Origin of the sequence: Pseudoalteromonas sp. A22 (assembly GCF_018141345.1) — a bacterium.
GTDB lineage: Bacteria > Pseudomonadota > Gammaproteobacteria > Enterobacterales > Alteromonadaceae > Pseudoalteromonas > Pseudoalteromonas maricaloris.
The window spans coordinates 441,962-456,278 of record NZ_CP047237.1; the positions used below are offsets into that span (position 1 = coordinate 441,962).

A 14,317-nucleotide genomic window follows, 5' to 3' on the forward strand; every position below is an offset into this window, starting at 1 on the left:
TCATAGATAGGAAATATTGCCAATTTGCTTCAGTTACCCCCTTAAGTCGTTTCTTCTGTATCGTCTGTGGAAGCGTATTCGCTTTTGTATAGCCAATATTGTAGTTTCTCGCTCAGTGGCTCTTCCGAAATGGGTTTTGTGAGGTAATCGTTCATGCCTGCATTTAGACACTTTTCCCTATCACCAGCCATTGCATTGGCTGTCATGGCTAACACTTTCACGCCCTGATAACTTTTACCTGCAGCTCCGTCTCGGATTAACTCGGTAGTCCGATAGCCATCCATTTCTGGCATCTGACAATCCATTAAAATTAGCTCAAATTGACATTCATCTTGATGTGACTTGAGCAGCTCAATAGCAAGCAGTCCGTTTTCAGCAACTTCAATATGGGTTATCCCCAATTTTTTGAGCATACTTAATGCGACAACTTGGTTCACCTTGTTATCCTCAACCAGTAGAATACGACAAGGTTTTGGCCACGTAAATTCGGCTTCGTTCGCCTTTCTTACTAGCTTCAGATAGTGACTCGTAACTAGTGGTTTCGCATTCGCCAGCGCTTTGCCATCTTCAGCTAAAATGGTTAACGCATCAAAAAGGTCTTTGGTTGTCACGGGCTTTGGAAAATAGCCTGAATAGCCACGATCCGCGTAAAACTGGCCATCCCCCTTAGTACCCATTTGCGTCATCATGATAAGCTTTATTGCTTTGAATCGCTTATCATTTTTTAGTGCAGCACCGAGCTGCTCACCCGACATACCTCTAAGCGTCATATCCAATAAGGCGATATCAAACACATTTTTATCACGTTGGTATTCAGCTTCACATAGAGATAGTGCTTGTATTCCAGAGCTGGCTTTATACACATCCGCCCCCCAGTGCCGCAATTGAGATTCCAAACTCGTCAAGGCAGAGAGATTATCGTCAACTAGGAGTATTTTGCTGCCTTGTAAATCAACTTTTGCAGCTTCGAATTGAGTATTGTCGCCATGGATCAAAGATACGAAAAATTCAAATTGGCTACCATGTCCAAACCGACTACTAACGGCGATATCGCCATCCATTAATTCACAGAGTTGTCTGACAATGGCAAGCCCCAGTCCAGTCCCTCCGTACTTTCTAGTAGTAGAGGCATCAACTTGAGAGAATTTAGCAAAAAGCCTATCCGCTTTGTCCTCTGGTATCCCTATGCCGGTATCTTCAACCGAGCAATGAAATCTCAGTTTATTGTCTACCTCACTGAACCAAGCTCGGATGATGATCTCGCCTTGCTCGGTAAACTTGATTGCGTTACTAATTAAGTTGGTAATTATTTGTCGAATGCGGCTCGGGTCTCCCTGCACCAATGGCTTTTCAAGTTGGGTAACATCTAGAATAAGTTCAAGTCCCTTTTTCTGTGCTTGCAACGCAACGGATTCAATCAATTCGCCAAGCAATGCCCTAACATCGAAATCTAGTGACTCAAGCTCAAGCTTACCCGCTTCAATTTTAGAAAAGTCTAAAATATCGTTGATAAGATTTAATAACGACTTGGCGCTGCCCATTGCTAGACTCACTTTATGTAATTGAGTTTGAGTAAGGTGCTCATCTTCTAGCAGACTTAACATGCCTATTACACCATTCATTGGCGTGCGGATCTCATGGCTCATTGACGCTAAAAACTCGCTTTTAGCTTGCGCGCCCTGCTCCGCCGCTTGCTTCGCTTGTTCTAGCTCTTTTTTCGCCTCAACAGCAGCGGTAATATCCTGTTGGATACCGACGAATGCTGTTAATTGATTTTGTTCGTTGAACACCGGAGAGATCTGCAAACTATTCCAAAATGCCTTTCCAGACTTGGTGTAATTGATCAATTCAACTTTGACGAATTCGTGAGCTATTATTGCTTCCCTGATTTCATCTAACGCTTGCTGTTGGGTATGTTCACCTTGCAAAAAGCGACAGTTTTTACCCAGTACTTCATCACCATATTCGGTGATTTGTTGAAATGTTTTATTCGCAAATACGATTGGTAATTCAGGCTTAGTCGCGTCAACAATCGTTATGCCGACATTTGCGCACTCTATTGCTTGAGCGAGTAAATCATTTTGTTCCTTTGCCTTTTTCAGTGCTTCTTGATGAAGCTTTTGATCGGTAATATCCGAAAGTGAGCCAACTATCCGCTTCGCTTGTCCATCTTTAAGTGCCGCCGCACCTTTTAGCCAAAAATAGCGATAGCTGTTTTGCCTCATTTTTATTCGGCATTCGACACCAAAAGGCTCTTCTTCCGTCATATGAAACTTAATTGAGTTTTCTAAATTGGGGAGATCTTCTGGGTGGACTCGGTCAAATAAACTAGAAATATGCGCAGAGAATAAGGCTTGTGTCTCTTGCGAAAAGCCTAGTAAAGATTTGAATCTGTCTGAATAAAACACCGCATTTCGCTCAAGGTCCCAGTCCCAAAGACCGTCATCGCTACCAAATATTGCGAGTTTAAATCGCTCTTCGCTGCGTTTGAGTGTTGTTCTTGATTCTTCAAGTTTTTTGAATGGGTTTAACAGAAGTTGCTTACCAAACAAATAGAGCAAGCCAAATGATAGGAATAGTCCAAAAGCAATAGCACCAATAAGATCCCACACAAACCTTTTCACTTCGTCAGTGACCAAGCTTTTTCGCAAGCGATAGTCTAACTGGAGTCCGGTAGTCCCGATAGCTAATGACTTAATACTAAAGTAATCTTCTACGCGTTCAACATCAGAGAACTCAAGCCACTGGCCTTTTAACGAGATACTATGAAGTTGGTGTTCTAAAGAGGTTGCCAATAACGTTTCAAGACTGGTCGAAAACTCACCAATCAATGCCCCCTCAGCAAAACCATTATAATAAATAGGTACCGCGACAGTAAAAAAGTGCTCATTGGTGACCGTGGTTAAATCGATCACATTACCCACTTCAGCGTTAATCACTTTCTCTAGCCATTTTGGTTCTTGATCTAACACTTCATGGGAGTCAAAGTTTGCATACACCACATCTCCGAGAATATTGATTACCATCAGCTTTTCTTCTTTGCCTATAATTTGAAAGCTGCGCAAAAAATCTCGTAACTTCGCTGCGGAGAGTCCCGTACCCATCGCACCATTCACAATAATAGGGTGTGTAGACAGATCGAATAGTATTTGTTTACGGCTCTCAAGATACTGAGTTAAATTGTTAACTGCGAGTTGAGCTTGGGTTTCATTCGTTTCTTTCACTAAGTCTTCGACAATGACGTTTGCTCTCAGCCCAACAAAAAGTGCACTGAGCAAAAGTGAAACGATAGCAGTTAGCCCTAAAAAGGTGTAAAAAGCGCGATTACTCGTAAAGGTGAATTTAGTTTTCAATGCGACCCCGGGTAACTATAAACTAGTTTAATACTGCCATTAGACTGGTATTGCCCCATACACAAGTCTTGCACGGTTAGCGCTTCATGGGCTGAATCATTTTTATCACTCCAGACACTAAAAGGCCGTTGATACGTTTTTACTAGACCGCTGACCGGCGATTGCAAATCCTCAAACGCGCTTTTTAATAAGGCTCTGTTGGTCGCGACTGAATCTGTCAGTTTTATCTGCTCCGCTGCCGCAATAAGAAGCTTGGCAATGTCATAGCCATGGATAAATCCGGGAGCTGCTTGAACAAATCCATGCTTGGCAAACTCGGTCGGGAAAAGCTGTTTTGCACGATTAAATACCCGTGCCGAAAACGCACTGAATGGTTTATTCTCAAAAGAAAAACAGCTTTGTAGGACCGCCAATGAGACATCTGCAGATAGCTTATCCCCAACCACTTTAAAAAAGTTACCCGCAGTTATCCCCCAATGACTAACAATGGGCAGGCGCTGTGCCTCGTCAATACTTGCCATGGCTTTTACAAATTCAGCGCCTTCAATCGCATTACCAACAAAAATGATACATTGCGGCTCACTTTCAATAATATTATGGACCATGATCCGTGCTTCATTCTCTTGTGTTGCCCAGTTAAACCAAGATACAGGCAGCGCGTTGTTAGGCTTGGCCGTTTTATATTCCTCTAGCAATGTGTCGTAATTAGAGCGCCCCCATGCGGTATCCTCAAGGAGTAAATGAGGTGCAACACAACCTTGTTGCTTTGCATAATTGATGAGTACTTTACCCGCTTTGGTGTCATCCACAGAAAGCCTAAAAATCCAATTATCCTTACTCGGGTATCTTGTAATTGGCCCACCAGCGGCCCAAGGAACCAACAGCAGCGCTTCACTCTCATTGATAAATTTACGAAATTTAATATAAGGAGGAGAATGAACACCACCAAGCACGAGTAAGGCATTCGGGTCTTTTAAAAATTGCTTAAAGTGAAGCAAACTACGATTACTATTACCACGATGGTCTTTGGCCACCAATTCAACCTTATAACCTTGGATTTGATTATCTACTTCATCTAATGCGGTTAGAAATCCCATTTTTATCGCTTCGGCTGACTCATTTAAATTAGAATAATCAGCGTCATGATAAATACGAAACACTTGCTTGGAGTTTGCTGAAAGACAAACCGAGCTCAGGAGGCAGAAAAACAGTAATAATATTTTCATCGTATTACTAATCACTCAATACATAACTAAACTTTAGTTCAAATCATTGTGATTGCTCAATTTTATAGCGAATACCTTGCTCGTTATAAATTAGCAAGACAATGCATGGCGCACAAAGAAACCGCACCCAAAGGTAGGCGCGGTGATTGGGATCATTCTGGGCTATTAGCAAGTTGGCTCTGAATGTAGTTTGGTAAACCAATTAGTTTGATTAAATTGATATGCTGTTCAAGCCAATAAATGTGATCCATTTCGGTGTCATCTAACAGGGTTTCGAGCATTTCACGGGTAACATAATCTTGCGCTTGCTCACACACTGCTATCACCTTTTTCAAGTGATCTTTTACCAGAATTTCCGCAGCCAAATCATTTTCTAGCATTTCTTTCACGTCAGTACCGACGTGGATCGGCGCACGAGAAGCGGTATCTGGCGTGCCTTCCAAAAACAAAATGCGCTCCGAGATCCGCTTAGCGTGATCAAGCTCTTCTTCGTATTCGTGAGATAACTTATGGTGTAGCTTCTCCAGTCCCCAATCTTCATACATTTTGGCATGAGCCAAATATTGATCCATAGAAGAAAGCTCAAGCGTAAGTTGTTTGTTGAGTAAGTCGATAACGGTAGAATTGCCTTGCATAACTTACCCCTCAATCTGCGATTGCAGATAGTTTTCAATGCCAGTATTTTTGATTAAGAAGTGTTGTGTTTCGAGCCAATCCACATAGCCCTCTTCATATTCAAGAATATCTTCAAGTAGCTCTCGACTAACATAATCCTGTTCATGTTCACACAGCGCAATTGCATCGCGCAGTGTCGGAAGCTGATCGAGTTGAAACGCTAAGTCGCACGCCATCATCTCTTCTGTATGCTCACCTATTCGCAGCTTTTCTAAATGCTGGAGATTTGGTAACCCTTCAAGGAATAATATGCGCTCGATAAGGTCATCTGCTTGCTTCATGTCCTTGATTGATTTTTTATACGCTTTCTCGTTTAGCTCTTCAAGCCCCCAATTTTTGTACATTCTTGCGTGTAGAAAAAACTGGTTTATCGATGTTAACTCTAGCGTAAGCACTTGATTTAGCGCTGTTATGACTTGCTTATTACCCTGCATAGGGCCCCCTAATAATGTCGAGTGACGCCCTATAACCCTAGTTCAATATTTATTCTTCGCAAGATTAAATAAAAATAACAGTTTTCTTAATATACCCTTTTAAAATAAACAACTTATAAGAGTATTAATAACAATTTTCATTACATTTAGGGTTTCATTTTTTGAACAGCTTGTATTCAATCAAAACTTTGAATAAAAAACTTGCTAAGTTATTGAGATTGATAAAAGCAGCTCCGGTTACTCAACTCATCTGCTTTTTAACATCCAACCCTAAACGCTTTGCCAGTCGAACTAAATTTGCTCTATCCATTTCCAGCTCTCTTGCAGCTGCCGACCAATTAAACCCATGACGTTCCATCGCGTTAACGATCATGTCTTTTTGTAGTAGCTCGACGGCGAATTTCATGGCGACAGGAGGTGCTTTCTCTTGCGTGGTCATGCACTCAGCCTGCTGAATTTGTTGATGGTGTTTTGGCGCGATATCTATGTCATGGATCTCAATGATATTAGCCTGCCACTGTTGATGTTTAGCTTTTAACGCTGCACGACTGACACAATGTTCAAGCTCTCTGACATTACCCGGCCAGTCGTAATGCATTAACCGGCTGAGTGCTTGCCTATCCATCACCACTTGTTTTGCGTTGAGCGTACCTCTTAGCTGCTCTAAAAAGAACCCAACCAGCAGCGGGATGTCATCTAGCCTTTCGATCAGTGGAGGGACAAATAAAGGATACACACTCAAGCGATGATAAAGATCAGCCCTAAATTTTCCGCGCCTCACCTCTTCTTTTAAATCGCGATTAGTCGCAGCAACCACTCTAACATCGACAATATGAATGTGGTCAGCACCTACCGCTTGCACCTCACCGCTTTGCAGCACACGTAATAGTTTGCTCTGTAAAGTCAAACTCAGCTCACCAACTTCATCTAAAAACAGCGTGCCGCCGTCCGCGGCTGCAAATTTGCCTAACCGGTCTTTATCGGCCCCAGTAAACGCCCCTTTTTTGTGACCAAAGAGTTCACTTTCTGCTATCGAGTCAGGTAGCGCCGCACAGTTAATTTGTACAAACGGTTTGTCATTTCGTTGGGAATTAAAGTGTACGTGTTTTGCTACCAACTCTTTACCCGTTCCCGTATCGCCTTGAATAAGAACATTAAATTCAGAACCAGCAACCAGTTCAATTTCTGATTTAAGCGAGTGCATCACCGCACTCTCTCCTACTAAAATTTGCTTTTTAACGGACTTTTGAGATTGGGTAAGTGTAGATGCACGTGCTTGCTCATAGAGGCGCTCAGCCTCAAACATGCGTAATGCACTACTTGAGACAATTGCTTGTAGGGTTTTCATATAAACCTCAGACAAGTGCTCAAAGCTATCCGGTTTAAGACAATCAAACGTCATCAATAAGGTGCTACTTTGGAGCGCGACCTTAAATCCCATGCAGGCATGCACTGGTAAGCGACTTTCTTCGGCGAGCAACAGACCATCGTAAGGGTCGGGTAAGTCGCTATTGGCAGGAAAACTAACTAGTTCGTCAGACTCGAAAATGGACTTCAATCTAGGTTGCTCTGTAAGCAAAAATTGCCGCCCAACAGCGTCCGCACTCAACCCATTGCAAGCTAGGATAGTTAATGCATGCTGATCGCCATAAAGAATGGCGATGGCATCAGCGGTAACAGATTGACTCAATGCTGAAAGCAAGGACTTAGCGTATTGCTTAACCTCGCGGCCTTCTTGCGCCAACGAAAGTCGTGATAACGACATACTAAGCTCAAGCAATTTGGAGAGTGCTAACGAATTCATGTCAAAAAGACTCAATTTATTCAAATAAACACTAATTAAGATAGGTCAATTTGACTCAAATATCAATAATAGAATACTAATACAATGATTTATATAGCATTTTAAAGTTGGCGTGACACCTGCAATGTGCAGTCTATATATCAACATTCGCAGAGTTAACGATGAGCCGTGCATACCAACTTTTAAGATATAGCAACATCGCCATTTTCACTTCTCTCGCAGCGTTTATGCTGTCACTGCAAGTGAGTTTTTTTAGCGTTGAAAGCTTCAGCCTCTTCTCACAAATTGCAGCACATATTAGTACTATCGTATTGGCCGCCTTGATTAAGCTCGCCTACGTCATCCGCCTTGTTTGTCTATACCACCTAGGTTTGGAGGTTAAATAAATGAGTTTAATCCAACTAGAAGAGCCCAGTCCAAAAGCAGTGTGTTGGTATTTACCATCTACTTGGCCCGTGTTGATGCTCGGCTTTAGAGCGCTATTTTTACTCGCGGGGTTATTCGCTGTCGTGAGCATTTCTGTATGGGCTTTATTGCTCAATGGCAATGTTGTTTGGCGTAATGGCTACCCAGCGACCTATTGGCACGCCCACGAGATGCTGTTTGGCTTTGGCGGTGCTGTCGTCGCCGGATTTTTGCTAACCGCAGCAAAAAATTGGACGCAAAGACAGACATTACATGGTGGCGCACTGCTGTCACTCTGTATTATTTGGTGTGCCGCTAGGCTGAGCTTTTTTGTGGCAACTCCATCAATCATCATCACCTTGCTACTACAACTGAGTTTTTGGCTCATTATACTATTCAATTTAACGAGCGTAATTGTTGATGCAAAATCCAAAAACAATCGTGTTTTTATTTTTGCTGTAAGCATGTTGTGTGGCTGCAACATCGTATTTTTAATTTTACTTCACAACCAGCACTTCTCATTGCTAAGCGCTGCAAGCCAAGCAACACTTATTGCTTACATGCTGTTGATTGGTGTGGTGGGTGGCCGCGTTATTCCGTTTTTTATTGCCCGAGGATTGCAGCAAGCACAAAAACCACATACTCCAAGGTTAGACAGGGCGATCTTTTACCTCTCCATCATCTGCGTTTTCACCTATATCCTGCAGTTTACAATACCCAATACTCACTATTTGAGTGCTGCACTTCTGCTCCTTGGGCTACTGCACTCGATAAGAGCAATTTATTGGTTTAACGGTAAATTATTTAACGTACCGCTGCTTTGGTCACTGTACCTGTCATATTGTGCAATCGCAGTGGGTTTAATAATTAACGCATACAACAATACCTTTGCACCAGAGCATTTACGTAGCCACCTTCACTTAGTGGCAATTAATGGCATGGGATTAATGATCTTAGCCATGATGACTCGCGTTACCTTGGGCCACACTGGTCGACTATTACAGGTAGGCACGACAACTACACTGGCATTTATCTGTATCGCGGTATCAGGTCTTATCCGCGCATTCCTTATTCATTTTATAAACCCGCACAATGCATGGCTATTAAGTGCTGTGACTTGGATTTTTGGTTTTATGCTTTTTTCCATTACCTTCACGCCCATGCTGATACAAAAACGCGTCGATGGGCGAATAGGTTAACTCTACTCTCAAACTGGAGATATTAATGCTTACACACAATACGATTGAGTTGGTAAAACAAAGTGCACCGCTATTGGCTCAGGTTGGTCCCGAGATCACCGCCAAGTTTTATCATCGGATGTTCAATCAACACCCAGAGTTAAAAGGGGTATTCAACCAATCCCATCAAGCTTCGGGAAAACAGCCATTGGCACTATTTTCAGCATTAGCGGCCTATGCCAATTACATTGATCAACCAGAAGTGCTCAGTGACGCCATTTTACGTATCAACCATAAGCACGTTAGCCTTGGGATTTTACCGGAGCAATACGCTATTGTTGGCCGACATTTAATTGCAACGCTCAAAGCCGAGTTCAGCGATCAATTCACAGATGAAATAGAGCAAGCTTGGCTTAGTGCCTACCAGTTTTTAGCCGATTTATTTATCACCGCAGAGCATGGCCTGTACCAAACCGCGCTTGAGCAGCAAGGTGGGTGGCAAGGAACTCGTGAATTTACAATTGAAAAGGTGATAAGCAATACTGAAAATATTAAAAGCTTTTATCTCAAGCCTGTCGACGGTAAAGCCCTACCTCATTACCAAGCTGGACAATTTGTTTCTGTCTTTGTACCAAAAGAAGTGGCAGGGTTTCAGCAGATCCGCCAATACTCTTTGTCTGTTGCCCCCAATGGTTCGTACCTTAGGATCTCTACTAAACACGACGGTGCAGTATCGCAATATCTTCATACACTTAAGGCGGGCGACACCCTCAAGCTCACTCCACCAGCTGGAGACTTTGTCAGACAACACACAGCCAGTCCAAAGGTATACATTAGCGCAGGGGTTGGAATAACCCCTATGCTTTGCATGCTTGGTGTTCATAGCCAACATTCACCTGAAGTCGAAGCACACTTTTTACACGCGAATAAAACTCACAGTGACTTAGGTTTCAACCAAGAAATCAATGATCTTGGTAGCAATATCCGAGATTTTAATGTGGTTACTTGGTTGGAGTCAGAAGCCGACGGTACGCATTCCGGACTGATGGATATCAACGCAATCAAAGATACTTTGCCGCTCACAGATGGAGAGTTCTACCTATGCGGTCCGGTTGCCTTTATGTGCTTTATCAAAACCCAACTGATGAATGCCGGTGTACAAGCCGAGCAAATATTCTATGAGGTATTCGGTCCTCACGAAAACCTTCCAAACTAACGAGTTAAATTTGGCGCCCTAATACTGTTGGTATTAGCCGGCGCCTTATATTTTGCTCTGAATTAAAAAGTCGGTAGACTTGGAGAATGAATACTATTGGTATAAAAGCGTACTTGAAGGACAACAATATGAGCGCAATTTCTAGTATCTTAGTCGTCTGCATGGGTAATATCTGCCGCTCTCCAACTATGGAGGCGGTATTAAAGCATAAACTCGCAGCAACAGAGTTAACAATCCGTATCGATTCCGCTGGCACCATTGGCTATCATCAAGGTAACCCTCCAGATCCACGAAGTGTCGCGGCAGGCAGCGCAAGAGGGTATGACTTTTCAGGCATATCTGCGCAGCAAGTAAAACCCAGCGATTTTGAAGATTACGACTTAGTTTTGTGTGCAGACAACGCTAATTACCGCGATCTACTCTCCATTTGTCCTAACGACTTAGCGCATAAAGTTCAGCTGTTTTTAGCGTTTGGTGACATGACTGAGCATGAAGTGCCTGATCCTTATTATGGTGGTGAACGTGGCTTTGAACATGTGCTTGATTTAATCGAAGCCGCCAGTGAAAACATCATTAACAAAATTCGCTTATCGACAAGGTGAAATTAACTCGCTGGATCGGTACCAAACAAAGCGGTAAAAAGACCTTTTTCAGAGGCGTCGCTATTGTTAGATTTAGACTTAGAATTTCCGTTCGAGAAATTAGCTCAGGACTTACAAACCACAGGCATTAGTATTTTGCCAAATTTTGTCAGTCCCGACGTTTTATCCAAGTTAGAATTGAGAATAGCAGAGCTCAGCAGTGACGACTTTAAGCAAGCTGGAATTGGTCGTTTAGCCTCTCACGAGCAAAATAAGAAAATTCGCAGAGATAAAATTCACTGGTTAGACACCAGCAATGAGTTGGAATCTGTTTGGCTCAACTACATGGGCGAGCTAAAGTCCTATTTAAACAGACGGCTGTTTATGGGACTCTTTAGTTATGAAAGCCACTTTGCCATTTATCCTCCAGGGGCGTTTTACAAAAAGCATATGGACGCCTTTAAGGGAAAGACCAACCGAATTCTGACCACGGTATTGTACTTAAATCAGTCTTGGGCGTCAGACAATGGCGGCGAACTAGTTGTTTACAATCCCGATAATCACGACGAGATACTCACAACGGTACTGCCAAGTTACGGCACGCTAGTTACCTTTTTAAGTGATGAATTTCCTCATGAAGTACTGGTTGCCAACGAAAAGCGCTATTCAATTGCAGGGTGGTTTAGGGTTAACGCCAGCATTAATCATTCGATTGATCCACCAAAATAATTGATGAGCTCAGTCTTAAGTTTATTATCCTGAGTAAACTCAGGATAATTTGTTCGGTAACCGAATTTCGACGCACAAACCTTTACCTTCGCGATTATAGAGGCTGATCTTACCGTTGTGTGCTTCCACAATTTCTCTGCACAGCGCTAAACCAAGCCCTGTTCCTGACGCTTTGGTAGAGTAAAATGGAATTAAGGCGTTCGCCATCACAGTGTCACTCATGCCTTCGCCTCTATCGAGCACCCAAATATAAGCTTCGTCGCTGCGCTGCTCAGATTGAACACAGATTTCCTCTATCTCTGAGCCAGACTCGGTCGCATTCTTTATCAAATTAATAAGTAACTGTTCTAACTGTGTCGTGTCCGCCTGTAATTGCGTTTGATTAAGCTGATATTGGAATGACCAATGGCTTTGCAGCCGCTCACACAAAACCTGCAAATCCACAGATTCAATGTTTGGCAGAGGAAGTTTAGCGAACTTACCATAGCCCTGAACAAACTCACTAAGGTGCACAATGCGCTCTTCTATCGTCGCAAAGACTCGACTTAGCCTAGGTTCATCCACGCGTTCAGCCAAGATCTGTCCACTGTGCAGCATAGATGAAATAGGCCCTAATGAGTTGTTTAACTCATGGCTAATGATGCGGATCACTTTCTTCCAAACTTGCACTTCTTGGCGGCTCAACTCTCGAGTGAATTGCTTAAAAATATATAATTTGTGAAAGTGGTTGTTGAGTAATAACTCACCGTTGGCGAGATGCCACATTTGCGACTCACCACAGCTGTTTTGTATTGAGAACAAGCCATCAAGTTGGTTGTTTGCAGCGTGCTGAAGTTCATCGGGAACTCCGGATAACAACTTACTAAAACGCTCACCTTCAAGGCGATGCTCACAGTTAAAAAACGTTTTTGCACTATTGTTGGCAAATACCACCACATCTTGTGAGTCGACGAGGACAAGTACCTGAGGTGACGACTCTAGCACTTTATCAAGCATCAGCTCACGCTGATAAATCCATTGTTTTTCATCTCTTAACTGTTTTGCCGTTTCATTGAATAGCTGACACAGTCGACCGAGCTCATTGTTAGCGTTATAGGTAATGGACGTAGAAAATTCGCCATCTTTAAAGTTCATCAAGCCGACTTCTAATGCCTCCCACCCCGCTTTGTTTTCACGCATAAATAGTTTATACAGCACAAGCGCAACACTGACGGAGCCCAGTACTATTACAATGAAACCGCTGTGATCATCGAGTAAAAACCATAAAGGAATAAGGCCAATCATAATACTGATAGCTATGATCAATGCATGTTGCTGCGATGTCGTCATTATTGTCCTTAATATTCAATGCCAAACTTTTGCAAGCGACGATAAAGCGCTTGTCTACTCATGTTAAAGTGTCGCGCCACTTTCGCAATCACACCAAGATGAGTCTTGAGCGCCTGCTCCAATTCTTCTTTACTGGGTTCTCGTATGGTATGTGATACGCTAACTTGTGCTGTATTTGCCTGCACATCAAGACCAAAATCCTTCGCACTGAGCTCGCCATCAGGGTTCAATACAGCCGCCCGTTTACAGGCATTTTCAAGCTCCCGTACGTTACCAGGCCAAGGGTGTTCACATAATGCTTGCTGGGCATCCGAAGTAAGCCCCCTTGCAGGTAAAAAATGCGCGACCAAAGGTAAAATATCATCCACTCGCTTTGACAGCGCGGGTAAGTTTAGCTCGATGACATTTAAGCGATAATATAGATCCTCACGAAATTTCCCCCCTCGAATATCCGCTAGCAGATCCGCGTTCGTTGCTGAGATGACACGAACCGAGACTTTTTTTGTCTCGACTGAACCCAACCTCTCAAACTCGCCACTTTGCAAAACACGTAGCAATTTTGTTTGCCCAGGAAGAGGTAAATTACCAATCTCATCCAAAAATAACGTGCCTTTATCAGCAGCTTCAAAGCGACCAATACGCTGCTTATTCGCGCCGGTATAAGCACCGCTCTCAGCACCAAATAACTCAGCTTCGATTAAGTCACTTGGGAGCGCGCCTGCATTCACTTTTACGAAGGGTTGGTTTTTTAGTGGTGAGTTCGCTTGAATGATCTCTGCGATTTTTTCTTTACCGCTACCATTTGGACCGGTTATTAACACTGACACATCAGATTTAGCGACTTGCAGCGCCATATCTATGACTCGCTGCATCGCCACCGATTTATATACAAACCCGCATAAATCCGCACCTTGATTAAACTGTTGGCGTTCTTGTTCAGCCCGTTCAAAGTTTGCAACTTGCTTATGTGCCTCACCAAGCGCAATGAGGTTTGCAATCGTGGTGAGTAACTTTTGATCGTCCCACGGCTTAGCTAGATAGTCTGCCGCTCCTGCTTTTACCAGTTCAACCGCCGTGGTGAGCTCTGTCCAAGCCGTTAATAAGATAATAGGGAGTTTTGCATTTAATGCTTTCAATTGGTGAAATAGCGCAGCCCCCTCCTCTCCTGATGTGGTGTCTGCACTAAAGTTCATATCTTGGATAACTAGTGCAATCTGCTGAAACGACACCACTTTAATTGCTTCTAACGGTGAGCACGTGGTAACCACTTGATAATCATGCAGCTCAAGTAACAATGACAGTGCATCAAGCACTGCTGGGTTATCATCCACAATTAAGATTTTATCCATATGATTTTATTCTTGTTATTACGTGTTACCTATACTAG

12 protein-coding genes are annotated in these 14,317 nt (G+C 43.0%); 5 read left to right on the plus strand and 7 right to left on the minus strand.

Annotation, left to right across the window (positions count from 1 at the left end):
- Positions 1 to 41 precede the first annotated feature (41 nt).
- The 5 genes from GSF04_RS01815 to norR form a co-directional block, all read right to left on the minus strand.
- Complete coding sequence (locus GSF04_RS01815) at positions 42 to 3,353, minus strand: response regulator (RefSeq protein ID WP_211857323.1); 3,312 nt, start codon at positions 3,351 to 3,353, stop codon at positions 42 to 44.
- Positions 3,350 to 4,579, minus strand: a complete 1,230-nt coding sequence (locus GSF04_RS01820) for an ABC transporter substrate-binding protein (protein ID WP_211857324.1) — start codon at positions 4,577 to 4,579, stop codon at positions 3,350 to 3,352. Before GSF04_RS01820 ends, GSF04_RS01815 begins: the two co-directional genes overlap by 4 nt.
- A 152-nt stretch (positions 4,580 to 4,731) precedes the next feature.
- Positions 4,732 to 5,214 (minus strand): bacterioferritin, encoded by a 483-nt coding sequence (gene bfr / locus GSF04_RS01825; protein WP_211857325.1) that lies wholly within the window; start codon positions 5,212 to 5,214, stop codon positions 4,732 to 4,734.
- Between the two features lie 3 nt (positions 5,215 to 5,217).
- On the minus strand, positions 5,218 to 5,688 hold the full coding sequence (gene bfr / locus GSF04_RS01830) for a bacterioferritin (protein WP_010374801.1): 471 nt from the start codon (positions 5,686 to 5,688) through the stop codon (positions 5,218 to 5,220).
- Positions 5,689 to 5,929: 241 nt separating this feature from the next.
- Positions 5,930 to 7,492, minus strand: a complete 1,563-nt coding sequence (gene norR, locus GSF04_RS01835; RefSeq protein WP_211857326.1) for a nitric oxide reductase transcriptional regulator NorR — start codon at positions 7,490 to 7,492, stop codon at positions 5,930 to 5,932.
- Positions 7,493 to 7,653: 161 nt separating this feature from the next.
- On the opposite strand from norR, the gene GSF04_RS01840 reads away from it, so the two are divergent.
- The 5 genes from GSF04_RS01840 (at position 7,654) to GSF04_RS01860 (ending at position 11,601) form a co-directional block, all read left to right on the plus strand.
- A complete protein-coding gene (locus tag GSF04_RS01840) occupies positions 7,654 to 7,878 on the plus strand; it encodes a hypothetical protein (protein WP_010374807.1) in 225 nt (74 codons plus the stop codon).
- On the plus strand, positions 7,879 to 9,096 hold the full coding sequence (locus GSF04_RS01845; RefSeq protein ID WP_211857327.1) for an NnrS family protein: 1,218 nt from the start codon (positions 7,879 to 7,881) through the stop codon (positions 9,094 to 9,096). It begins immediately after the preceding gene.
- Between the two features lie 25 nt (positions 9,097 to 9,121).
- Entirely contained in the window at positions 9,122 to 10,291 is a 1,170-nt protein-coding gene (hmpA, locus tag GSF04_RS01850; protein ID WP_211857328.1) for an NO-inducible flavohemoprotein, read from the plus strand.
- Positions 10,292 to 10,419: 128 nt separating this feature from the next.
- Positions 10,420 to 10,893, plus strand: coding sequence for a low molecular weight protein-tyrosine-phosphatase (locus tag GSF04_RS01855; protein ID WP_039491626.1), 474 nt, complete (start codon positions 10,420 to 10,422; stop codon positions 10,891 to 10,893).
- A 63-nt stretch (positions 10,894 to 10,956) separates the two neighbouring features.
- Positions 10,957 to 11,601 carry a 2OG-Fe(II) oxygenase gene (locus GSF04_RS01860; RefSeq protein WP_211857329.1) on the plus strand — a complete coding sequence of 215 codons (645 nt, stop codon included), beginning with the start codon at positions 10,957 to 10,959 and terminating at the stop codon, positions 11,599 to 11,601.
- A 39-nt stretch (positions 11,602 to 11,640) separates the two neighbouring features.
- On the opposite strand, the gene GSF04_RS01865 is transcribed toward GSF04_RS01860, so the two are convergent.
- Both GSF04_RS01865 and GSF04_RS01870 read right to left on the minus strand, forming a co-directional pair.
- Entirely contained in the window at positions 11,641 to 12,930 is a 1,290-nt protein-coding gene (locus GSF04_RS01865) for an ATP-binding protein (RefSeq protein WP_211857331.1), read from the minus strand.
- Between the two features lie 8 nt (positions 12,931 to 12,938).
- A complete protein-coding gene (locus GSF04_RS01870) occupies positions 12,939 to 14,279 on the minus strand; it encodes a sigma-54 dependent transcriptional regulator (RefSeq protein ID WP_211857332.1) in 1,341 nt (446 codons plus the stop codon).
- Positions 14,280 to 14,317: the final 38 nt, after the last annotated feature.

Bases quoted from the DNA above. Each gene is read 5' to 3' on its own strand.
- GSF04_RS01820 (WP_211857324.1), bottom strand. From the start codon at position 4,579: ATGAAAATATTATTACTGTTTTTCTGCCTCCTGAGCTCGGTTTGTCTT.
- bfr (WP_211857325.1), bottom strand. From the start codon at position 5,214: ATGCAAGGCAATTCTACCGTTATCGACTTACTCAACAAACAACTTACG.
- bfr (WP_010374801.1), bottom strand. From the start codon at position 5,688: ATGCAGGGTAATAAGCAAGTCATAACAGCGCTAAATCAAGTGCTTACG.
- norR (WP_211857326.1), bottom strand. From the start codon at position 7,492: ATGAATTCGTTAGCACTCTCCAAATTGCTTGAGCTTAGTATGTCGTTA.
- GSF04_RS01840 (WP_010374807.1), top strand. From the start codon at position 7,654: ATGAGCCGTGCATACCAACTTTTAAGATATAGCAACATCGCCATTTTC.
- GSF04_RS01845 (WP_211857327.1), top strand. From the start codon at position 7,879: ATGAGTTTAATCCAACTAGAAGAGCCCAGTCCAAAAGCAGTGTGTTGG.
- hmpA (WP_211857328.1), top strand. From the start codon at position 9,122: ATGCTTACACACAATACGATTGAGTTGGTAAAACAAAGTGCACCGCTA.
- GSF04_RS01855 (WP_039491626.1), top strand. From the start codon at position 10,420: ATGAGCGCAATTTCTAGTATCTTAGTCGTCTGCATGGGTAATATCTGC.
- GSF04_RS01865 (WP_211857331.1), bottom strand. From the start codon at position 12,930: ATGACGACATCGCAGCAACATGCATTGATCATAGCTATCAGTATTATG.
- GSF04_RS01870 (WP_211857332.1), bottom strand. From the start codon at position 14,279: ATGGATAAAATCTTAATTGTGGATGATAACCCAGCAGTGCTTGATGCA.